Origin of the sequence: Pseudomonas fluorescens, assembly GCF_002022275.1 — a bacterium.
Classification (GTDB): domain Bacteria; phylum Pseudomonadota; class Gammaproteobacteria; order Pseudomonadales; family Pseudomonadaceae; genus Aquipseudomonas; species Aquipseudomonas fluorescens_AJ.
In genome coordinates, this window is sequence record NZ_MSDF01000015.1 from 1 (window position 1) to 24,108 (window position 24,108).

At 59.1% G+C, this 24,108-nt stretch carries 9 protein-coding genes, 1 rRNA gene and 1 pseudogene; 4 read left to right on the top strand and 7 right to left on the bottom strand.

What is annotated here, in order from left to right; all coding sequences use genetic code 11:
* The first annotated feature begins 83 nt into the window (after window positions 1-83).
* A 5S ribosomal RNA gene (gene rrf / locus BFW87_RS12080) occupies window positions 84-199 on the top strand.
* 445 nt (window positions 200-644) lie between these two features.
* Window positions 645-2,525: a methyl-accepting chemotaxis protein gene (locus tag BFW87_RS12085; RefSeq protein WP_078740045.1), complete on the top strand. Its 1,881-nt coding sequence runs from the start codon at window positions 645-647 to the stop codon at window positions 2,523-2,525.
* A gap of 39 nt (window positions 2,526-2,564) precedes the next feature.
* On the opposite strand, the gene BFW87_RS12090 is transcribed toward BFW87_RS12085, so the two are convergent.
* The 5 genes and pseudogenes from BFW87_RS12090 to BFW87_RS12110 form a co-directional block, all read right to left on the bottom strand.
* Window positions 2,565-3,023, bottom strand: a complete 459-nt coding sequence (locus BFW87_RS12090; protein ID WP_078740046.1) for an SRPBCC family protein — start codon at window positions 3,021-3,023, stop codon at window positions 2,565-2,567.
* 19 nt (window positions 3,024-3,042) lie between these two features.
* Window positions 3,043-6,419 (bottom strand): annotated as a pseudogene (locus tag BFW87_RS12095) (amino acid adenylation domain-containing protein).
* A complete protein-coding gene (locus BFW87_RS12100) occupies window positions 6,416-7,363 on the bottom strand; it encodes a diiron oxygenase (protein WP_078740047.1) in 948 nt (315 codons plus the stop codon). Before BFW87_RS12100 ends, BFW87_RS12095 begins: the two are co-directional and overlap by 4 nt.
* The gene (locus BFW87_RS12105) at window positions 7,360-8,118 is read right to left on the bottom strand and encodes a DUF3050 domain-containing protein (protein WP_078740048.1); all 759 of its coding nucleotides are present in this window, start codon (window positions 8,116-8,118) and stop codon (window positions 7,360-7,362) included. The genes BFW87_RS12100 and BFW87_RS12105 overlap by 4 nt, the downstream gene beginning before the upstream one ends.
* Before the next feature lie 365 nt (window positions 8,119-8,483).
* The gene (locus tag BFW87_RS12110; RefSeq protein WP_078740049.1) at window positions 8,484-9,185 is read right to left on the bottom strand and encodes a GntR family transcriptional regulator; all 702 of its coding nucleotides are present in this window, start codon (window positions 9,183-9,185) and stop codon (window positions 8,484-8,486) included.
* A gap of 249 nt (window positions 9,186-9,434) precedes the next feature.
* Here BFW87_RS12110 and lapG point away from each other — a divergent pair, with 249 nt between their 5' ends.
* Complete coding sequence (gene lapG / locus BFW87_RS12115; RefSeq protein WP_078740050.1) at window positions 9,435-10,127, top strand: cysteine protease LapG; 693 nt, start codon at window positions 9,435-9,437, stop codon at window positions 10,125-10,127.
* Between the two features lie 13 nt (window positions 10,128-10,140).
* A complete protein-coding gene (gene lapD, locus BFW87_RS12120; protein WP_078740051.1) occupies window positions 10,141-12,087 on the top strand; it encodes a cyclic di-GMP receptor LapD in 1,947 nt (648 codons plus the stop codon).
* Between the two features lie 150 nt (window positions 12,088-12,237).
* Here lapD and BFW87_RS12125 read toward each other — a convergent pair whose 3' ends face one another.
* On the bottom strand, window positions 12,238-12,576 hold the full coding sequence (locus BFW87_RS12125; RefSeq protein ID WP_078740052.1) for a tryptophan synthase subunit beta: 339 nt from the start codon (window positions 12,574-12,576) through the stop codon (window positions 12,238-12,240).
* A 152-nt stretch (window positions 12,577-12,728) separates the two neighbouring features.
* Window positions 12,729-24,108 (bottom strand): immunoglobulin-like domain-containing protein (locus tag BFW87_RS12130; protein WP_139372425.1); only part of this gene is annotated, 11,380 nt, incomplete at its 5' end.

A 24,108-nucleotide genomic window follows, 5' to 3' on the forward strand; every position in this document is an offset into this window, starting at 1 on the left:
ACGCAAACAGGGGTTTTGTTTATGTAGAAGTCCATGAATTTCACCGGCACGTTGCTGAGGCAACGAACTGGTACACAGAATTTCTTGACGACCATAGAGCATTGGAACCACCTGATCCCATCCCGAACTCAGCAGTGAAACGATGCATCGCCGATGGTAGTGTGGGGTTTCCCCATGTGAGAGTAGGTCATCGTCAAGATTGAATTCCAAAACCCCTGTCTGCTAACGCAGACAGGGGTTTTGTCGTTTAGGGTCTAGTGCACTGCAAAGCATCCGCTGATGCCCTCAAGCATGCCGTGCAGAGTGATGACTAACAACGGTACCGAACCTGCACCGCAAGTCAGCCGTATTTCACCACGCACCAGCGTGATCAGCCGTTAGTGCGGGCTAAAGTCCACATCCACCGCATTGCCTTAAAGGCCGCAAGAATTTGCAACTCCGAAGCGCGAAGGTCTACCGCCGGTCGGGTTCCTACGGGAAAAGTAGATGCTTCTCACAAATTTCTAAGATTTGACGAAGCTTGGCCGAAAGCCTGACGAGCCATGCGTGCACCGAAATAGAGCGGCCTGAGAGTCCGCCTATCCCGTTACATGGAATGTTCCCCTCGGCACGCTCACCCCCCTTTGGCAAAAGAAGTCGATGAAATGAATCTCAAGTTCAGCCATAAAATTCTGTTGGCCGCGTCAGGCGTAGTGGTTCTGGCCTTCGCGTTATTCACGCTCTATAACGACTACCTGCAGCGCAGCACCATCAAGCAAAACCTGGAGTCGTCTATCCAGCAATCCGGTGAACTCACCGCCAGCAGTGTGCAGAACTGGCTCAGCGGTCGCATCTTGGTACTCGAAAGCCTGGCACAAAACGTTGCTCACCAAGGCAATGCTGCCGACCTTCCCGGGTTGGTTGACCAACCTGCGTTCACGTCGAACTTCCAGTTCACGTATGTCGGTCAAACCAACGGCGTGTTCACGCAACGGCCCGACGCCAAGATGCCCGACGGTTACGACCCACGTCAGCGTCCCTGGTACAAACAAGCCGTCGCCGCCAATAAAACCATGCTTACGCCTCCCTACATGGCCGCAGTCGGTGGGCAGATCGTTACCATCGCGCTGCCGGTCAAGAAGGACGGTGAACTGCTGGGCGTAGTCGGTGGTGACCTGAGCCTGCAAACCCTGGTTAAAATTATCAACTCGGTGGATTTCGGCGGTATCGGTCATGCGTTTCTGGTCAGTGCCGACGGTCAGGTCATCGTCAGTCCTGATCAGGATCAGGTGATGAAAAACCTCAAGGACATCTACCCGGGCACCCAGGTCCGTATCGAGAAGGTCAGCCAGGACGTTGTCCTCAATGGCAAGGACCGTATCCTCTCGTTCACCCCGGTCAGCGGTTTGCCAGGTGCGGATTGGTACATCGGCCTGTCGATCGACAAAGACAAAGCCTACGCACCACTTGGAAAATTCCGTACATCGGCGCTGATCGCAATGTTGATCGCCGTCGTGGCCATTGCCGTGCTCCTGAGTCTGTTGATTCAAGTACTGCTGCGCCCGCTCACCACCATGGGCGTCGCCATGCAGGACATTGCCCAGGGTGAAGGCGATTTGACCCGCCGTCTGGATGTCACCAGCAAGGATGAGTTCGGCGAAGTCGGCAGCGCCTTCAACCAGTTTGTCGAGCGTATCCACGCCTCCATTTCTGAAGTGTCCTCAGCGACACGCCAGGTACACGAGCTGTCGCAGCGCGTCATGGCGTCCTCCAACGCCTCGATCATTGGCTCGGACGAGCAAAGTGCGCGCACCAACAGCGTGGCTGCAGCGATCAACGAGCTGGGCGCGGCCACTCAGGAAATCGCGCGAAATGCGGCGGATGCTTCGCAGCACGCCAGCGGTGCCAGTGAGCAGGCAGACGATGGGCGCAAGGTAGTGGAGCAAACCATTCTGGCGATGTCGGCGTTGTCGCAGAAAATCAGCCTGTCCTGTACCCAGATCGAAACCCTCAACGCGAGCACAGACAACATTGGTCACATTCTCGACGTGATCAAAGGCATCTCTCAGCAAACCAACCTGTTGGCGCTCAACGCTGCAATTGAAGCTGCGCGTGCCGGGGAAGCCGGGCGTGGGTTCGCGGTAGTGGCCGATGAAGTACGTAACCTGGCCCACCGTACCCAGGAGTCCGCTGAAGAGATCCACAAGATGATCACGTCGCTGCAAGTGGGCTCACGTGAGGCCGTGACCACCATGAATGCCAGCCAGACTTCCAGCGAAGAAAGCGTTGAAGTCGCTAACCAGGCAGGTGAGCGCCTGGTCAGCGTGACGCAGCGAATCGTCGAGATCGACGGCATGAACCAATCGGTCGCTGCCGCCACCGAGGAGCAGACCGCGGTGGTGGAAACCCTTAACGTCGACATCAACCAGATCAACCTGCTGAACCAGCAGGGTGTGGCCAACCTCAACGAAACGCTCAAGGACTGTGACGCACTGTCCCAACAGGCCAGCCGACTGAAGCAGCTGGTCGACAGTTTTAAAATCTGACCCGGGTTGTGCAGGAGCGAGGCCTCTCGCTCCTGCCGATCAGCCGAGCAGTTGACGAACATTCTCCAGGGCGCTGTCGATAAATGCCTGCGCAAACCTTTCAAATTCCACCTGAGACGTTGCGACGGGTTCGCCGATAAGGGTCCAGGTCGCCCTGGAACGTTCTGCGCCCAATGCTTGCACGCTCATCGCCGCCCATAGCCTGGCCACGCCCAGGGTGTTGTAGAGCGTGGTCCACGTCATACACATGGCGTCTTCATCCCGGCTGTTGAGCTGTTCTACGACGCAATGGCCATCGTGGAAAAATTTCGTGCGCAATCCACCGACTCCGGCGCCCGTCATTTCGATGTGCGAAAGGGCAGGAATGAAGGCATCAAAAGCAGCGAAGTTGCCTACCAAACGCCATAGGTGAGCGGCCGCGCAGGCGACGTCAACCGTCGCCGTTAACGGTAAGCCCTGCGGGTTGCGGATTAATGTATCGGGTTGCAGCTGTTTCATCAGGTTGTCCAGAAACGAGTCAGAGAAAGCCGATGGCCTTGAGGTGGTCGCAGCCTTTGCGCAGCAGCGCGGGGTTCTTTTGCGGGTAGTCTTCACCCATCGCTGTAACGCCCCGGCGTGCGTTTTCGTGACAAATCATCGAGGTATCGCTGATGTCTTCTGCGAGGTCACTGAGGTAGAAACCCAGCACGCCAAATAGCGCGTTATCCGGCCCTACCGTGCGTAGTTTGCTTTGCCAGTGCGCAACGCTTACGCGCTCGAAGCAGTGGCCTGCCTGGCGGAAAGCCTCAAGGTAGTCGTCCCAGCTCAACGGTTGCGGGTTATACAGGTTGAATATGTGTTGCCCGGCGGCAAACCGGCCGCAGTGGAACGCGATGAAGCGCGCAAAAAAATCCACCGGCATTAGGTCGAAGTTGATCTCCAGGCGCGGCGCCAGGCCTAACTGCAGTGAGCCTTTGAGCATCAGCATCAGGCGGTTGTTGTGTGGCTGACAGACACCGCTGTGGCTATTGAACGCGATGTTCCCCGGCCGATGGATATTCACCCAGGCTCCTTGCTCGGTCGCACGCCCCAACAGCCGCTCGGCAACCCACTTGGAGAGGTTGTAACCATTCCTGATGTAAAGCGGCAAGGTGGCCACGGCCGGTGCTTCAAGAATGTTGCCTTGCGCATCGATACAGCTGCACGCCGACAGCGTCGAGATGAAATTGAAAACTTCTTGCAATGGGTTTCACACAGTCTCAGGCACTCGAGCACGGGCTCGACGTTGTCTTTGGCGAGTGAGGCGTAATCCAGGACGTGGTTGACCCGCGCAGCGTTGTGTACCAATACGCCATGGCTGCGTGCGAGGTGCTCATAGACATCGCAGGTCAGACCCAGCCGAGGCAAGCTGATATCGGCGGCATAGACCTGCACCCGGCGCAGGTCCAGATGCTCCAGGCGATACTCGCGCAATGCCTGGGTAAAGCGTGCCATCGCTGAGTGCCCCGGCCGTTCCCTCACCAGGCAGGTGACCTGCTGCGCCCCACTGGCCAATAAAGCCTGGACGATATGCACCCCCACAAAGCTGTTGGCGCCGGTGACGATCACTTTGCGCGGGTCGCCTGCGCGCTCTGCGTGCAGCATGTCGATATTCAGCGGCTGCGCCGCATCCTCTTCCATCTGGCCTGACGGCGCATCGGGTAGTGCGCCGTCTTCCATCAGCACGGTCAGCGTGCGAATGGTCGGCGCCTCGAAGAAACGGCTCAGCGAAACACTGCGGCCAAACTCTTCACGCAGGCGCAGCAGCAGGGTCGACAGCAAAATGGAGTGGCCACCCAGGTTGAAAAAGCTGTCATCGATGCACAGCTCAGCGCCAGGCAGGTCCAACAACTCACGCCACAACGTTGCCAGCTGCGTTTGCAAAGGGTTAAGAGGGACGTTGCGTGTGGTCGCCGGCGAGACGGGCGCCGGCACTGTCACCAATGCCTGGCGGTCGATCTTGCCGTTGGGGGTCTGTGGCATGACGCGCACCTCAGTCCACACCTGTGGCTGCATATAAGCCGGTAGCCACTGCTGGGCATGCTGCTGCAAGCCAGCCAGCGTGGCGCCCGACTCGGGTTGGGCGACAAAGGTGCGAATCCGGCGATGACTATCGATCACCACGGCGACCTGGCGAAACATCCGACAGCTGCGCAGGCATTGTTCGATCTCCTGAGGCTCAACCCGAAAGCCCCGGATCTTCACCTGATCATCCCGGCGCCCACCCAGTTCGATACCGTTGGCAGTCCACATGGCCAGGTCACCGCTACGGTAAGCCGCGAGCGCCGCACCACCCGGCAGTGTCAGCGTCACGAAAGGCGTGTCCACCTGCCGGGGGACGTTTACATACCCCAGGCTCACTCCAGGCCCGACGATGTACAGATCCCCCATCACCTGCTCATCCACGGGTTGCAGGTCGTCATCGAGGATCAGCACTTGGCTGTTGGCGATGGAACGCCCCAGATTACGATTGCTGTCCCCCGGCTGGAGCGTTCTTTGGGTGGCCAGCACCGTGGCTTCGGTTGGCCCATAGAGGTTGTGCAATTGGCATTGGCCCGCCAGACGCTCGATCACATGCGGCTCGCAGGCTTCTCCGCCGGTGAGCAGGTGGGTCAAGCCCAATGGCTGATCCAGTGGCAGGATGCTGAGCAGCGCCGGCGGCAGAAACGCATGGCTTACACGCTGTTGTCGGATCAGCTCCACCAGTTGCTGCGGGTCGCGGCGCTGGTCTTCGCTCGGGACGATCAGCTGCGCCCCGGCGATCAGGGCGGGGAAAATATCGATCAACGAGGAGTCGAAACTCAAGGGTGAGAACTGCAGGACGCGGCTCCGCTCATTCATCGCCAGGCAGTCGCCAGCCCACGCGGTGAAATGCGCCAGGTTGCCTTGGCTGAGCAGTACGCCTTTGGGCTGACCCGTGGTGCCCGAGGTGAATAGCACCATGCAGGGGGCGTCGATAGAGGGCCGATGTTGCATCAATGGTAATGGCGCGTCGGTGATGATCGTTTGGACAGTGCCGACGTCCAGGCTACTGAAGTGATCGCGCAAAGGGTGCCGACCATCATCCAGCAATACCCTGGCTCCGGCGCTTGCCAGCATGGCCTGCTGACGCAGCGGCGGGTGATCTGGTGCCAGCGGCATATACACCGCGCCGCAGCCCAGTACTGCGAGAATGCTGGCGTACAAATCAACCGATTTTTCCAGGCATACACCCACCACCGGCGGCGCCTCAATGCCCTCCAGCAGGGGCCGCAGTTGCTGCTGGATCGACAGGGCTCTATTCCTTAATTGTCGGTAGGTCAGCACCTCTCCTGCGATGTTCAGCGCGGGTCGTTCGCAAAAAGCGTGCAGGCTGGCCTGTAGCCGGTCGATCATCGGTTCCCGGGAGGCCTGCAACAAGGCGGGCTGTTCGGTGCGATTGAATCGATGCAAATAGGCCAGTGCGTCCAGCCTTTGCAAGCCGTACTCAGCCCAGGAGTTCGCGGTGGCACCTGCGCTGAAGAACGTCGGGTCTCGCGAAAAACCGCTGACCAGCACGGCGACCCAGTCCACCAACGCGCGCGTTGCCAGCCGGCACAGTTGCTGGCCATTGCCGCTGGGTTCCTCGGCAATGTCGTGCACCGCCAACAAGCGTTGAGCCTGGCTGTAGCAGCGCAACTGCACAGCAGGCAGCCCGCATTTGGACAGGGGGCTGATACCCAGGCGCAGGCTCAGCCGTTGAGTTTCGCAATCATGAGCGATTGGCGTTTGGCTGCCGTCCTCAATGAGCACGTCGAGGGCTTCGGTTGCGATGACGTGCCCGTAGGGCGCCAACCCTGTTTTGACCGCTTCCAGAGCCTTGCTGTTACCGCACCACCCGATGGTCAGCCGCCTCATGCCGGCCTCCGTGATGGGGACAGGTAGTCGTCCATGGCCCGCGTAACGCTCGGTGTTTGCAGCATGCCACTGCGCTGCAGGAACCCCGTGATGTTACCGAGCAGCGGGTGCTGAGGGGTGATGGGAAAGGCCAGCGCCGCCACGTCGTTCTGCAGCGCCTGGCGGACGTGGGCGCTGACGTCGAGGTGTTCGATCAGGTGCAGATCGAACCGCTGCTGCAGCTCGTTGGTCAGGTAATGCCTCAAAAACGTTGGCAGGATTTCAGCGATGCCGTCGCGGTCTGCCGGGCTTGCCGCCTGCCAGTAAATGCGCACCAGGTGGGTCCAGAACTGTGCGTGACGCCCTTCATCAAACAAGTGATCGGCCATCAGGCCCCGGATGGAAGCCTTGACGCTGTCGTCCTTGGCAAACGCTGCCACGTCATGGGTCACGGTGTTCTCGGCGATGGCCACGGCAATCAACTCCACCGCATCGCGCAAGTGTGCCGGGGCGAGTGCCTGCGCGGCCGGGAGGGCTCGGCTGAGCTCGATGTGTTCCTCCAGCTCGAGCGGTTGGATGCCGGTCATGGCCACGGTTTGCTGCAGGAAGTCCAACGCCACCAGCGCGTGATAACCCTCATCCACCACAACGCTCATCGCGTCATGACGGCAGGCGAGTGGGAAGGGCAGCGAGCAGCGGTTCTTGGCAATGCTGCGTGCGGCGTGGTCGACGATCTCCGTCTCAAAGATCACCACGTCATGCAGGAATTTATAAAAGCTTTGTACCAGCACGAAATCGCGCCACTGCCGGCAATGTTCGACAAAGGTTGCACTCAGCACCAGGGGTTGGCGGCACAGCGGAAAGATCAGCTTGTCATCGTCTTCCAACTGGCGTCGAAGGCGTGTGCGAACGGTGGCGCGGCGTTCCCAGTCGTCGGCAAAGGAGCGGTAGTCGGTGGCGTTCACGGGTGCACCTCATGCAGCGCGGCGCGCACGTCATCCCACAAGCCGATGCGGCTGTGCACGGCTGCGAGGGCAAACTCGCTGGCCTGGTTTTGTCGGGTCGGGTCTGCGCCGATCAAACGCTGGAGTAACTGTTCGGCGCCTGGCCCATGGTCCTGGGTGTCCAGCTCGATGTGGCGGGAGAGGTAATGGCACAAGGTCGGCGCCTGACGCGCAATGAGGGCGTTGCCGTGCAGAATGCGTTCGAACATCGGCGCAATTACACTCTCGCGACCGTGCAGGAAGGCTGCCGCCACGCAGTGGGTGGGAGCGGCCAAGGCGGTCTGCAAGGTGCTGTCGACAAAGCGAGCCACGCCTTGCGGCCCGCCGACCCCACGCAATGCCGCGCTGGCCTTGACGCCCTGACGTTGCAGCGCAATGAAGCCATTGATGGCAGTCGTGTCGGCGCCTACCTCGGCCATCGCTTCCAGATACAGATCGAAGTGGCTGCAAAAGCCTTGTACAGGGTGTTCATCTGACTCTTCGCCGAGCACGATTTCATTGATCAGTCGCGCGGCATGCGGGTCTGCGGGAGGGAGCCAGGGCAGCTGCGTGCAGGTCAGGTCCTGCTGCAGGCGTTTGGTCAAGGTCATGAAGTCCCACACCGCAAAGACGTGGTACTCCATGAAAAGTTGTAACTTGTTAAGTGAAGTTATTTCTATAAATAACGGATGATTGCATAACTGCAGTTTTTTTTGTTCAAGTAAAGTTTGATGCATGGTTGATGCCTATAAGTTGTTGCGACAGCTCAAAAAAATAGTGAGGGATTTTGTAGGTGTAAGTTGAAGGATGATGTTGGCCCAAACCACACGCAGCACTAACCGGACATGGTGCGCGCTGCCGTAATAAATATGGGGTTTTAAGGGCGGCAGATAATAATCTGATTAAACGCTTTGATGAACTTGTGAAAGTATTAGATATTTTTGCGGGACAGTATTTATGATGAGAAAGTTGCCACTTTCAAAGTGGGAAGTTTCTCTGATACATGCAGGATCATTTAAATAGAGTAACAGGGGGCGAGTGGATTAACGTGGAGCCCTCCCGGAAGGAAGGGAGCCCGCACCGTATCAGTACCCGGGAACGTTTACTGCGCACCCTTATTATCGAGCCCGTTCAGGTAAGTGGTGATCACTTCCATCCCGCGCATCAGGTGATTGCGCAGCGTCAGGATGCTTTCGTCGACCTTCTTCTGTGCCACGAGGGCAAGCAGTTCCCGGTGATCTTCCTGGGACGTTTCGCCCAACCCCATGGCTTCCAGATTGAACCGCAGAAAGCGCTCCTCCTCATTCAGGCCGTGCTCGACCAACTTGAGCAGTCGCTGGTTGGGCGCCTTGCCGTACAGGGCCATGTGGAACAGGCGATTGAGGCGACCGATTTCGGCGTAGTCGCGCTCCTGTTCCAGCGCATTGATGAGGCCGTCAGCCTCGGCAATGTCAGCATCGGTGAGAAACGGAATCGACAAGCGCAACGCTTCGGACTCCAGCAACATCCGCAGACCATAGGTTTCAGCGGAGTTGTCTTCGATCAACGGCGCGACCACCGCGCCCTTGTGGGTTACCACGTGCAACAATGATTGGGCTTCGAGCTGGCGCAACGCTTCGCGCACCGGCATGCGGCTGACGCCAAACAAGCTGGCGAGTTCTTGCTGGCGCATTGCGGTACCGCAGGGCAAGCGGCCATCAAGAATGGCATTGCGCAGCGTTTCTTCAATGACGGCGCGAGCCAGATGAGCAGGAATAGGCCCGCTGATTTTTATGCTGCTTAAAGGGTTCGGCTTCTGCGTCACGGTTACGCTATCCTCCTGTCATGAATAAAGTGTGTTTAATTGGATCCAATGCACACTAGAGAGGGTCCACACGCTTGTCAAACAACCAAAGTTTCCGTTTGTAAGGGCTTACAGGACGCACTTTATGCATCCCACGCAAGGCGGTTACAAACTTCCCTCACGTATGAATGATTGCACTGTGCCATTGTTTTTTGTCGATCGACGCTGCACCATCCTTTGAATTTCCGTCTCCATCACGGACTGAACGCTTTGGCGGCACGTTTTATTCCCTCTCGACTCTCCAGCTGGCTACTTTCAGCGATTCTGTTGGCCGGCCTGATGCCTGGCGGGCTGCATGCCGATTGGGATTTCTCTCAGATCAGCCGCAAGGCCACGGCCTTGTACGGGCCACTGGGCGAGGGGCAACGGCGCATCGACGACTGGCAGCGCCTGCTGGCGACCCAAAAGCAGGTCAGCGAGCAAGAGCAACTCAAGGTCGTGAACCTGTTTTTCAACAAGCAAATGACCTACGTGGAAGACATCGACCTCTGGCACGTGGTGGACTATTGGGAGACACCCATTGAAGCCTTGTGGAAGGGGGCCGGCGACTGTGAAGACTACGCGATCGCAAAGTATTTCAGTTTGCGTCACCTGGGCGTCTCCAGCGACAAATTGCGCATTACTTACGTCAAGGCCTTGCGTCAGAATCGCGCGCACATGGTCCTGACGTATTATTCGACCCCTGACGCGATCCCGTTGGTGCTCGACAGCTTGATGGATGAAATTCTGCCGGCCACTCGCCGTACCGACTTGGTGCCGGTGTACTCCTTCAACGCCGAGGGTCTGTACTTGCCCGGCGCCACGGGCAACAAGAAAGTCGGTGATACCAAACGCTTGTCGCGCTGGCAGGATGTGTTGAGAAAAATGCGTGCGGAAGGCTTCCCGGCCGAGCCTGCCAACTAGGAGTAACTGATCGGTGTCATTGTTCAAACAACTATTGATCGCAATCTGTCTGTTCCTGGTAGTCGCCTTCAGCGGCAGCTTCATGGTCAGCCTGGAAAGCTCACGCACGCAATACGTCAACCAACTGCGCTCCCACGCCCAGGACGCCGCCACCGCGCTGGCGCTGTCATTGACGCCCAATATCGACGACCCGGCGATGGTGGAACTGCTCGTCAGTTCGATCTTTGACAGTGGCTACTACGCGAGCATCCGCGTGGTGGACCTGGCGACCGACAAAACCATCGTCGAGCGCAACGGTATCCCTGACAACAACGGCGTGCCCAACTGGTTCGTCAAGCTGATCGGCCTGGAGCCGGCCGGCGGCGATGCGCTGGTCAATCGTGGCTGGGAGCAGGCGGCGCGCGTCGAGGTGGTCAGCCATCCGATGTTCGCCCTGGCCAAACTCTGGCAAAGCGCGTTGGGCAGCCTCGGCTGGTTGCTGCTGTGCGGCGCGGTCAGTGCGGTGCTGGGCGCGCTGTTGCTGCGCCGGCAGTTGAAGCCGCTGGACTACATGGTCAAGCAGTCCCACGCCATTGCCCGTCGCGAATTCCTCAGCCTGCCTGACCTGCCGCGCACGCCCGAACTGCGCCGTGTGGTGCAGGCCATGAACCAGATGGTCGAGAAGCTCAAGGCGCTGTTCCAGGAGCAGGCCGAGCGCAGTGAAAAACTGCGCACCGAGTCCTATCAGGACAACCTCACGGGCCTGGCCAACCGCCGTTACTTCGAGATGCAACTCAACGCCCGCGTCAGCAACCCGGAAGAGATCAACTCGGGCTACCTGCTGGTGCTGCGCGTGAAAGACCTGGCGGGCCTCAACGGACGTCTCGGCGGCCAGCGCACCGACCAGTTGCTGAAAGCGGTGGGCGAGCAACTGCTGCGCCAGTGTGAGCCGTATCCGGAAACCCACAACCTCGTCACCCGTATTCGCGGGGGTGAGTTCGCAGTGCTGGCGCCGGGGCTGGTGCGTGAGGAAGCGCTGCAATTGGCGCAGAACCTTGAAAGCACCTTGCTCAGCTTGCAGGCCACCGGTGCCAGTGATGTCACGCCGGTCGCGTATATCGGCCTGGCGCCGTTCAACCAGGGTGACGCGCCACAGGCCTTGCTGACCCTGGCCGACCAAGCGTTGGCGCAGGCTGAGGGGCAGGGCGACAGCAGTTGGGTGTGCCTCGACCACGGCGCCGCTGCCAGCGTCGGTGACGACCACCACGCCTGGCACAACCTGCTGGACCAGGCCCTGACCCAGCACCGTTTCCAGCTGTACTTCCAGCCGGTTGTCGCCAGCCAGGACCCGCAGACAGTGCTGCATTACAAGGTGCTGTCACGCTTGCAGGATGAGGACGGCCACACCATTCCCGCGGGGCGTTTCCTGCCCTGGCTGGAGCGCTTCGGCTGGTCGGCCCGCCTGGACCGTTTGATGCTCGAGCAGGTGCTCAAGCAGATGGCCGGCCACAGCCATAGCCTGGCGTTGAACCTCTCGGCTGCGACGCTGCAGGATCCACAGGCGCTGAACAAAATTCTTGAGCTGTTACGCCAGCACAGCAACCTGGGCCCGCGCCTGACCCTGGAAATCGGTGAAGAACAATTGCCGGAACAGGCCCTGCTGGAGCAATTGACCCAGCGCCTGCGTGAGTTGGGCTTTTCCCTCAGCCTGCAGCGTTTTGGCGGGCGCTTCAGCATGATCGGCAACCTGGCACGCCTGGGCCTGGCGTACCTGAAGATCGACGGCAGTTACATCCGCGCGATCGATCAGGAAAGCGACAAACGCCTGTTTATCGAGGCGATCCAGCGCGCGGCGCACAGTATCGACTTGCCGCTGATTGCCGAGCGCGTGGAGACCGAAGGCGAACTGAAGGTGATTCGCGAGATGGGGATTTTCGGCGTGCAGGGCCAACTGTTTGGTGAGCCGGCGCCGTGGAAATAACTCACTAACGCCACAATCAAATGTGGGAGCGGCGGTGCGACGATTCGACTTGCTCGCGAAGGCGGTGTATCAGCAACACATCCAGTGACTGACACTCCGCCTTCGCGAGCAAGCCCGCTCCCACATTTAGATCCGGTTCGTCTGTAAAAATCAGATCAACCCAGTCTCTTCATCATTGATCAAATGACTCAACCCACCCAACGCTTCCCGCGCGTGAGTACGGTCCATCAGCTTGGCCTGGGCCGCAGGCGGCAAGTCCGTCACGCTGATCAACCCTTTGCGGGTCAGCACCTGAATCAAATCGTCCAGCACCCGGATCATCTCCAGGTCACTCTGCTTGAGCTGCGCCAGGCTGGTTTCCACCACTTCGTTGGCGTACCAGGCCTGGATCTCATGGTGATCGGCCGGCAGGGTCTCGGTTGACTCGGCAAAGGCCGCAGCCTCCACGCGACTCAGTGCGCCCTGTGCATCACGTTGCACGTAAAACATAAGAACCCCTCGAAAATAAGCCACACGCCGCTACCAGCATAGGTCAACGGTGTGTGTATGGGCGCGAGTATGCGATGCAACCCGGCGCCAGGGCCAGCAACCTGTGGCCCAAATAAATCGGCCGCCCCTGGGGGCGGCCGGTTAATCGCGTCTTAGGCGGTGTGATCGATCTTGATGGTCGGGTCGGCACCACTGATCAGCGAGTTAATGCTGGTGTGGGACCAATCGTTGCCTTCCAGCTTGATCGTCACATCGGCATTGGCCAGGCCACCGGCGGCGTTGAGCTTGCCTTCACTGCTCACTTGCAGGGTCGACACGCCGTCTACCGTGGTGATCTTCAGGTAGTTGTCGATGGTGCTGTCCGTCTCACCTTTCAACAGATCCTTGAGATCGATGCGGTCACCTTCCGACGCCTTGAAGTCCTTGATCACATCGTTGCCGATGTCACCTGCTTTCCAGACGAAGGTGTCAGCACCCGAACCGCCGATCAGGATGTCGTTGCCCGGGCCACCGATCAAGGTGTCGTTCCCGGTGCCGCCCAGCAGGATGTCATTGCCTTTGCCACCGTCCAGGTAGTCGTTGCCGCCCTGGCCGAACAGGATGTCATCGCCGTTGCCGCCCAGCAGCGTGTCGTTGCCGTCTTTGGCGCCGGACACGTCGAAGTCCGTGTAGTGCTCGGTGACGTACTGGTGCACGTTCGAAGGCGTGACTGCCGAAACCGCCACACCGGTTTTCTGTGCCACAAACGCCTGCAGTGCGTTGTAACCCTCGCCGGTAATGCCGCTGAAGCTCACCAGGTCGCCGAAGATGATGTCGTTGCCGTCGCCACCGCTGATGGTGTCGGCGCCTGGCAGCGTTGCTTCGGTGTGGCCCAGAATAGCGTTGGCCAGGTCCTTCGGATCGATGTTGGTTTGCGGCTTGCCATCGCTGTCGTAGGGCTTGAGGTCGCTGAGGCTGACGTCACCGTTGATGCCGATCGCTTCCACTTGCGACAACCCGCCCAGCAGCGCAAAGGCGCTTTTGGCATTGCTCAGGGTCGCCGAGTCGGTGCTGTTGCCCGTGCCGTTCAAGTTGGACAACTCGAAGGTGCCGTCGCCCTGGGCATGCACATAACCCAGGTTGCTGCTGGACCACTTGCCGCCACTCAAGGTTTGCAGGACTGCGTAGCCTGAGGTGTCGATGCTGAAGTAGTGAGTGCTGTCCAGGTACTTGGCCACTGTCGTGCCCGGTGTGTAATTGGAGGTCGTTACCACATCGTCGAACTTGACGTTGCCGTACAGCGTCGGGTTGGTCTGCTCGCCGCTCTGGTAATACGTCGGCTGGCCGTCGGTGATGAAGTAGGTCAGGTTGGTGGCGCCGGTGTTGCCTGTCGCCAGGCCGCTCTGGAAGAAGTTAGCCGTGGTCTTGAACACGTCTTCGTAGTTGGTACCGCCGCCCGACACCATCGAATCCAGAACACCCTTGAGCACGTTCAGGGCGTTTGGATCGTTGAGGTTGATGGCCACCGACTTGTTCACCTGGGTATCGAAGTCCGCCAGGAAGATATTCACCGTGCCTGAGGTGTTTGTACCCAGGCTGTCTTTGAGCGAGTTGAACACCGAAGTCAGCGACGCCTTCGCCGCGTTGATCGAGGCGGTTGTCATACTGCCCGAGCTGTCCACCATGAACGCGATGTTGTAGTTCTTGCCCTGCACCACGTTCAGGCCGCCGATGTCGGCCACGACGATGTCGTTGCCGTCGGTGCCAGTGATCGCGTCGCTGCCCGAAGTACCGGTCACCGCGTTATAGGTCGCCGGGTAGACGGTGACCGGCAATTGCGCGGTGGTCACGGCCGAACCGCCGAGGCTTTCGGTGGAGGTTGAGGTGACGGTCAGGTTGAACTGGCCACTGTAGTAGGTCGGCGGCTTGATGGTCAGGGTGTTCAGGTCCCAACCGTTCACGTTGACTTCGCCCACACCTTTGGTCGCGGTGAAGGTGTGGCCGGAAGCGTCAGACAGCACCGAACCTGCCGGTATGCCGCTGATTTTCACACTCAGGGTTTCCGAACCGTCGGTGTCGGTCAGCGCGGTGGTGACCTTGGACAGTTTGACGGTGCCGTTTTCCTGGCCTTCGTTGAGCTTGTAGCCCACGTAGTAGCCGTCACCGTTGCTGCCATGCAGGTCGGACACGGTCACGCCGGCGTTGGTCAGGTCGGTGATGCCGGTGTACAGCGGCACGCCGCTGGTGCTCAGGTCTTGCGCCGGAGCGCCGTTGACCGACAGGTTGACGTCATAGCTGCCCGGGCCGGACTGGTTGGCGTGGTAGATCTCGATGCTGTAGTAGCCGCTCACGGTCGGGGTGATCGAGCCGCTGAACTTGCCGCTGTTGGTGCCCCACAAGCCGCTGGCCACATCTTTGCCGCCGATGTTGATCACCAGGCTGTCATCAGCAACACCGCTGAAGGTGTAGGTCTTGCCGGCTTCCATGTACATCAGGCCGGAGATCTTCGAGCCAGAACCCGCTGCAACGTTGGCAGTGGATTCGACGTTGGTGACGATGGCGCTGCTGTTCGGCGTACCGGCGTTATCAATAGCGTTTTTCAGGTCGGCCGGTGCTGCACCGTTGCCATTGGTACCAAGCCCGGAAACCGTGTTCCAGCTCTGCTTGATCAAGCCCACCGAGTTGACGCTGTTGTCGGCCACATTCAGGGTCGGTGCGTCGGCCACCGGAGTGATATCGACTTTCACCGTGGCGCTGGTGCCTAGGTCCTTGCCGTCAGTCGGCTGGAACTTGAACTGCGCGTAATCCGCCTGCTGGTTGCCAATGCCGCTGCCGCCATAACCGTTGGTGCCGGATTCGTTGGCGTTCGGCGTGAAGCGCAGTTGGCCGGCATCGATCTGGGCTTTGGTAAAGGTCTGGCCAGCCGTCACGTTGCTCCAGGTGGTGCCATCGGCTGCCAGGAACTGCAGCTTGCCGGCCACCGGCAGGTCGGTGATTTTCACGCCGAGGCTGCTTTGCGGCGAGTCCACGTCGGTCACACCGAAGTTGGCCCAGGTCAGCGCCAGCGGCGTGTCTTCGGTGCCGGTTACGGCGCTGCCGGTAGCGACCGGCGCATCGTTGACGGCCACGACGTTAATGGTGGTGGTGGCGACGTTGGAGTAGTTGCCGCCATCGGTCACGGTCACAGTAATGGTGCGTGGCGTGGTGCTCGGGTCGTGGCTGTTGTTGGTGAACGTGATGTTCTGGATGCGTTGCATGTAGTCAGCCAGCGTCGCGCTGCCCGACAACGTCAGGGTAATGGTGCCCGTCTGGTTGTTGGTGCTGACGGTGATGCCGTTCACGCTGTTGCCCAGGTTCAGTGCATCACCGGCCTGTGCGTTGGTCAGGGTGATCGTCGCGCCGGTCAGTTTGGTGCTGTCCGGGTCGGTGATCTTGATGTCGGTGTCGGCAATCGACACACCTGGCCCGGCCGTGCCTTCGGTGAAGGTCACTTTGTAGTCGGCACCGGTGGCGCCGCTGGAGTTGTTGGCGTCCAGGTCGATGACCGGCGGCGCATCGTTGTCGATGATGTTGGTGCTGACGCTGCCGTTGCCCACCACCAGGTTCTCGAAGTTGCCGCCGGTGGTCTTGTCGATGGTGATGACGATGGTTTCGGTCGGCTCGGTGATCTTGTCGTCAATCGTGCCAATCGTAAACGGCACGCTGCTGGCGCCGGCCGGGATCTTCACGGTGTACACGCCGGTGAAGTCCGAACCGTCGGTGGCGGTGCCGGTGTACTTGAGCGTCACGGTCACATCGGTTTGCGCCGGGTTGCTCAAGGTCAGGGTGTAGTTCGCCGTGCCGCCTTCCGTCACCGACGCGTCGCCGGTGATGCTGATGGTGGTGTTGGTAATCACGTCCGTCACCTTGGTGGTCACGGTGCTGCCGTCAACGATCAGGTGCTCGTACTTGTCGCCGCCGCTGACCACGCTGGCGATCTTGGCCGTCACATCGTTGGCGCCGATGTACGCGTCGTTAGGCGCTGTAGCGGTGGTGGTGCTGCTGGACTTGCCATTGCCGATGGTAATGGTCGAGCCATTATCGAGCTTCACCACCAGGTCGGAGCCGACATTGGTCACCGCATTGCCGTTTTTGTCGACCAGCGACGCGGTGTAAGTGATCTGGCCGCCTTCGCTGACGGAGCCGTTGGCTTTGAGCGACACGGTCACATCATCGATGGTGTCGTTGACGACGGTGGTCGCGCCGCCCGGGGTGATGGTCACGCCCTCGAAGTTGCCGCCGGTGGTGCCGGTGATCTTGACGGTCTGGGTGCTCTTGTCGATGAACACGTCATCGCCCGGCGCATTGACGGTCACCGAACCCACGGTCGCACCTTGCTTGATGGTGATGCTCGAACCGTTATCCAGCGTGACCACCATGTCGGTGCCAGCCTTGTTGCTCAAGGTGGCGGTGTAGGTGATGGTGCCGCCTTCGTTGACCGCACTTGGCGCGGTCAGGGTGACGGTCGTCAGGTCGGTGGTGCCCGGTGTGTCGTAAACGGTGGTGCTGACCGGATCCTTGACCGGCACCAGGTTCTCGAACTGCTCGCCACCGGTCACGCCCTTGATGGCGGCGGTCACGGTCTGGTTGCCGGCGTACACATCGTTAGGTGCAACAACAGTGACCGTGCTGGAGTTTTGGCCATCGGCAATGCTGATGGTCTTGCCGTTATCCAGCTCGATCACCACAGTCTTGCCGACGTTATTGACGGTATGCCCGTCTTTATCGACCAGGGTCGCGGTGTAGACGATGTTGCCCTTCTCGCCGACGCTGCCGGTGGCGGTCAGCAGGATTCGCACGGTATCGATGGTGTCGTTGACCACCGTGGTGGCGCCGCCTGGCGTTACGGCGAGCTTCTCGAAATTGCCGCCGGTGGTGCCGTTGATGTTGACGGTCTGGGTGCTCTTGTCGATGAACACGTCATCGCCTGGTGCATTGACGGTCACCTGGCCCACGGTCGCACCCTGCTTGATGGTGATGCTCGAACCGTTATCCAGGGTGATCACCATGTCGCTGCCCGCCTTGTTGCTCAAGGTGGCGGTGTAGGTGATGGTGCCGCCTTCGTTGACCTGGCTGGGTGCACTCAGGGTCACAGTGGTGGTGTCGATCGAGTCGGTGATCGTTGTGGTCGCTGGCGCAGGGTTTGCCGCCAGGTTCTCAAAGTTGCCGCCAGTGGCCTTGGTGATCGTCGTGTTGACGGTGGAGCTGTTGTTGTACACGTCGTTTGGCGGCGTTTGGAACACGACGGTGCCAGTGGACTTGCCGGCTTCGATGTTGATCGTCTGGCCGTTGCTCAGCGTGACGGTCACGGCGGTTTGCGCTGGGTTGGTCAGCGTGGCGGTGTAAGTGATGGTGCCGCCTTCAACGACCGACGGGGTCGCCGTGAGAGTCACGGTGGTGGTGTCGATCGAATCGGTGATGGTAGTGACTGCGGGTGCAGTGTTTTTCGCCAGGTTTTCGAAGTTGCCGCCAGTGGCGTTCGTGATCGTGGTGCTGACGGTGGAGCCGTTGTTGTAGACGTCGTTGGCTGGGGTGTGGAAGACCACGGTGCCCGTGGACTTGCCGGCTTCGATGTTGATGGTCTGGCCATTGCTCAGCGTGACGGTCACAGCGGTTTGCGCCGGGTTGGTCAGCGTGGCGGTGTAGGTAATGTCGCCGCCTTCAACCACTGACGGGTTCGCCGTCAGGGTTACGGTGGTGGTGTCGATCGAGTCGGTGATGGTGGTAGTCGCTGGCGCAGGGTTCGCCGCCAGGTTCTCGAAGTTGCCGCCAGTGGCCTTGGTGATCGTCGTGTTGACGGTCGAACCGTTGTTGTAGACGTCGTTGGCCGGAGTATGGAAAACCACAGTACCAGTGGACTTGCCGGCTTCGATGTTGATGGTCTGACCATTGCTCAGAGTGACGGTTACAGCGGTCTGCGCTGGGTTAGTCAGCGTGGCGGTGTAGGTGATGTCGCCGCCTTCAACCACCGAGGTGTTCGCCGTCAGAGTGACGGTCGTGGTATCGACCGAATCAGTAATCGTCGTAGTCGCTGGCGCAGGATTGGTCGCCAGGTTCTCGAAGTTGCCGCCAGTGGCCTTGGTGATCGTCGTGTTGACGGTCGAACCGTTGTTGTAGACGTCGTTGGCCGGGGTATGGAACACCACGGTGCCAGTCGATTTACCCGCTTCGATGTTGATTGTCTGGCCGTTGCTCAACGTGACCGTTACAGCGGTTTGCGCCGGGTTGGTCAGCGTAGCGGTGTAAGTAATGTCGCCGCCTTCAACCACCGATGGGTTCGCCGTCAGAGTCACGGTCGTGGTGTCGATCGAGTCGGTGATTGTCGTGGTCGCTGGCGCTGGGTTGGCAGCCAGGTTCTCAAAGTTACCACCAGTGGCCTTGGTGATCGTCGTGTTGACGGTCGAACCGTTGTTGTACACATCGTTGGCTGGGGTGTGGAAAACCACAGTACCAGTGGACTTGCCGGCTTCGATGTTGATGGTCTGACCGTTAGAAAGCGTCACGGTGACCGCAGTTTGCGCTGGATTGGTCAGCGTGGCGGTGTAAGTGATGTCGCCGCCTTCAACCACTGACGGGTTCGCCGTCAGAGTCACGGTCGTGGTATCGACCGAGTCAGTAATCGTAGTGGTCGCTGGCGCAGGATTCGCGGCCAGGTTCTCGAAGTTGCCGCCAGTGGCCTTGGTGATCGTCGTGTTGACGGTCGAACCGTTGTTGTAGACGTCGTTGGCCGGAGTGTGGAACACGACGGTGCCAGTGGACTTGCCGGCTTCGATATTGATGGTCTGACCGTTGCTCAATGTGACGGTCACAGCGGTTTGCGCTGGATTAGTCAGCGTAGCGGTGTAGGTAATGTCGCCGCCTTCAACGACCGACGGGTTCGCCGTCAGGGTGACGGTGGTGGTGTCGATCGAGTCGGTGATGCTGGTAGTGGCTGGCGCTGGGTTCGCTGCCAGGTTCTCGAAGTTGCCACCAGTGGCCTTGGTAATCGTCGTGTTGACGGTGGAACCGTTGTTGTAGACGTCGTTGGCTGGAGTGTGGAACACGACGGTGCCAGTGGACTTGCCGGCTTCGATGTTGATGGTCTGACCGTTAGAAAGCGTCACGGTGACCGCAGTTTGCGCTGGGTTAGTCAGCGTAGCGGTGTAAGTAATGTCGCCGCCTTCAACCACTGACGGGTTCGCCGTCAGAGTCACGGTGGTGGTGTCGATCGAGTCGGTGATGGTAGTGGTTGCTGGCGCAGGGTTCGCCGCCAGGTTCTCGAAGTTGCCGCCGGTGGCCTTGGTGATCGTCGTGTTGACGGTCGAACCGTTGTTGTAGACGTCGTTGGCCGGAGTGTGGAATACCACGGTGCCGGTCGATTTACCTGCTTCGATGTTGATGGTCTGACCATTAGAAAGCGTCACGGTGACCGCAGTTTGCGCTGGATTGGTCAGCGTTGCGGTGTAAGTGATGTCGCCGCCTTCAACCACCGATGGGTTCGCCGTGAGAGTCACGGTCGTGGTGTCGATCGAATCGGTGATGGTGGTAGTCGCTGGCGCTGGGTTAGCCGCCAGGTTCTCGAAGTTGCCGCCAGTGGCCTTGGTGATCGTCGTATTGACGGTCGAACCGTTGTTGTAGACGTCGTTCGCTGGAGTGTGGAAAACCACAGAACCAGTGGACTTGCCCGCTTCGATGTTGATGGTCTGACCATTAGAAAGCGTCACGGTGACCGCAGTTTGCGCTGGATTGGTCAGCGTAGCGGTGTAAGTAATGTCACCGCCTTCAACCACTGACGGGTTCGCCGTCAGAGTCACGGTCGTGGTATCGACCGAGTCAGTAATCGTCGTGGTCGCTGGCGCAGGATTCGCGGCCAGGTTCTCGAAGTTGCCGCCTTCAGCTTTGGTTATCGTCGTATTGACGGTCGAACCATTGTTGTAGACGTCGTTTGCTGGAGTTTGGAAAACCACCGAACCGGCAGTTTTTCCAGCTTCAATCGTGATGGTTTGGCCGTTGCTCAGAGTGACGGTCACAGCGGTTTGCGCTGGGTTAGTCAACGTGGCGGTGTAGGTGATATTACCGCCTTCAACAACCGAGTTATTGGCGGTCAAGGTGACGGTAGTGGTATCGATCGAGTCGGTGATGGTGGTCACAGCCGGAGCTGGATTGGTCGCCAGGTTCTCGAAGTTACCGCCTTCAGCCTTAGTGATCGTCGTGTTGACGGTCGAACCATTGTTGTAGACGTCGTTGGCCGGGGTGTGGAAAACCACAGTGCCAGTGGACTTGCCGGCTTCGATGTTGATGGTCTGGCCGTTGCTCAACGTAACCGTCACAGCCGTTTGTGCTGGGTTAGTCAGCGTAGCGGTGTAAGTAATGTCACCGCCTTCAACCACCGATGGGTTCGCCGTCAGAGTCACGGTCGTGGTATCGACCGAGTCAGTAATCGTCGTGGTCGCTGGCGCAGGGTTTGTTGCCAGGTTTTCGAAATTACCGCCCTCAGCCTTGGTGATCGTCGTGTTGACGGTCGAACCGTTGTTGTAGACGTCATTGGCTGGAGTTTGGAAAACGACAGTCCCGGTGGACTTGCCCGCTTCGATGACGATCGTCTGACCGTTAGAAAGCGTCACGGTTACCGCAGTCTGCGCTGGGTTAGTCAGCGTAGCGGTGTAAGTAATGTCGCCGCCTTCAACAACCGACGGGTTCGCCGTGAGAGTGACGGTCGTGGTGTCGATCGAGTCGGTGATCGTCGTGGTCGCTGGCGCAGGGTTCGCAGCCAGGTTCTCAAAGTTACCACCAGTAGCCTTGGTGATCGTCGTGTTGACGGTCGAACCGTTGTTGTACACATCGTTGGCTGGGGTGTGGAAAACCACAGTGCCGGTCGATTTACCCGCTTCGATGTTGATGGTCTGGCCATTGCTCAACGTGACCGTTACAGCGGTTTGCGCCGGGTTGGTCAGCGTAGCGGTGTAAGTAATGTCGCCGCCTTCAACCACCGATGGGTTCGCCGTCAGAGTCACGGTCGTGGTATCGACCGAGTCGGTAATCGTAGTGGTCGCTGGCGCCGGGTTCGCGGCCAGGTTCTCGAAGTTGCCGCCAGTGGCCTTGGTGATCGTCGTGTTGACGGTCGAACCGTTGTTGTAGACGTCGTTGGCCGGAGTGTGGAAAACCACAGTGCCAGTGGACTTGCCGGCTTCGATGTTGATGGTCTGGCCGTTGCTCAACGTAACCGTCACAGCCGTTTGTGCTGGGTTAGTCAGCGTAGCGGTGTAAGTAATGTCACCGCCTTCAACCACCGATGGGTTCGCCGTCAGAGTCACGGTCGTGGTATCGACCGAGTCAGTAATCGTAGTGGTCGCTGGCGCAGGGTTCGCGGCCAGGTTCTCGAAGTTGCCGCCAGTGGCCTTGGTGATCGTCGTGTTGACGGTCGAACCGTTGTTGTAGACGTCGTTGGCCGGGGTATGGAACACCACGGTGCCGGTCGATTTACCTGCTTCGATGTTGATGGTCTGACCGTTAGAAAGCGTCACGGTGACCGCAGTTTGCGCTGGATTGGTCAGCGTGGCGGTGTAGGTGATGTCACCACCTTCAACAACAGATGGGTTCGCCGTCAGAGTGACGGTCGTGGTATCGACCGAGTCGGTGATCGTCGTGGTCGCTGGCGCAGGGTTCGCGGCCAGGTTCTCGAAGTTGCCGCCTGCAGCCTTGGTGATCGTCGTATTGACGGTCGAACCGTTGTTGTAAACGTCGTTGGCTGGAGTTTGGAAGACCACCGAGCCAGCGGTTTTACCGGCTTCAATCGTGATCGTCTGGCCGTTGCTCAGCGTGACGGTCACAGCGGTTTGCGCTGGGTTGGTCAGCGTAGCGGTGTAAGTGATGTTGCCGCCTTCGACGACCGAGTTATCGGCGGTCAGCGTGACGGTGGTGGTATCAACCGAATCAGTAATCGTCGTGGTCGCTGGTGCAGGGTTTGCCGCCAGGTTTTCGAAATTACCGCCTTCAGCTTTGGTGATCGTCGTATTGACGGTCGAACCGTTGTTGTAAACGTCATTGGCCGGAGTTTGGAAAACCACCGAACCAGCGGTTTTACCGGCTTCAATCGTGATGGTTTGGCCGTTGCTCAGGGTGACCGTTACAGCGGTTTGCGCTGGATTGGTCAGAGTGGCGGTGTACGTGATGTTGCCGCCTTCGACCACCGAGTTATCGGCAGTCAAAGTAACGGTGGTGGTATCTACCGAGTCAGTAATCGTCGTGGTCGCTGGCGCAGGATTGGTCGCCAGGTTCTCGAAGTTACCGCCTTCGGCCTTGGTGATCGTCGTGTTAACGGTGGAGCCGTTGTTGTAGACGTCATTGGCTGGAGTTTGGAAGACCACCGAGCCAGCGGTTTTGCCAGCCTCAATCGTGATGGTCTGACCATTCGAAAGCGTCACGGTCACGGCAGTTTGCGCTGGGTTGGTCAGCGTAGCGGTGTACGTGATATTGCCGCCTTCAACAACCGAGTTATCGGCAGTCAAGGTAACGGTAGTGGTATCGACCGAGTCGGTGATCGTCGTGGTCGCTGGCGCTGGATTGGTCGCCAGGTTCTCGAAATTACCGCCTTCAGCCTTGGTGATCGTTGTGTTAACGGTGGAACCGTTGTTGTAGACGTCATTGGCCGGAGTTTGGAAAACCACCGAGCCAGCGGTTTTGCCGGCTTCAATCGTGATGGTTTGGCCGTTGCTCAGCGTGACGGTCACAGCGGTTTGCGCTGGGTTGGTCAGCGTAGCGGTGTACGTGATATTGCCGCCTTCAACAACCGAGTTATCGGCAGTCAAGGTAACGGTAGTGGTATCGACCGAGTCGGTGATCATCGTGGTCGCTGGCGCTGGATTGGTCGCCAGGTTCTCGAAATTACCGCCTTCAGCCTTGGTGATCGTTGTGTTAACGGTCGAACCATTGTTGTAGACGTCGTTTGCCGGAGTTTGGAAGACCACTGAGCCAGCGGTTTTACCGGCTTCAATCGTAATCGTCTGACCGTTGCTCAGCGTAACCGTCACAGCCGTTTGCGCTGGGTTAGTCAGCGTCGCGGTGTAGGTGATGTTGCCGCCTTCAACCACCGAGTTATCGGCAGTCAGAGTGACGGTAGTGGTATCGACCGAGTCAGTAATCGTGGTGGTCGCTGGTGCAGGGTTCGCCGCCAGGTTTTCGAAGTTACCGCCTTCAGCCTTGGTGATCGTCGTATTGACGGTCGAACCGTTGTTGTAAACGTCATTGGCTGGAGTTTGGAAGACCACCGAGCCAGCGGTTTTGCCAGCCTCAATCGTGATGGTCTGACCATTCGAAAGCGTCACGGTCACAGCCGTTTGCGCTGGGTTAGTCAGCGTCGCGGTGTAAGTGATGTTGCCGCCTTCAACCACCGAGTTATCGGCGGTCAGAGTAACGGTAGTGGTATCGACCGAGTCGGTGATCGTCGTTGTCGCTGGCGCAGGGTTCGCGGCCAAGTTTTCGAAGTTGCCGCCTTCAGCTTTAGTGATCGTCGTATTAACGGTGGAACCGTTGTTG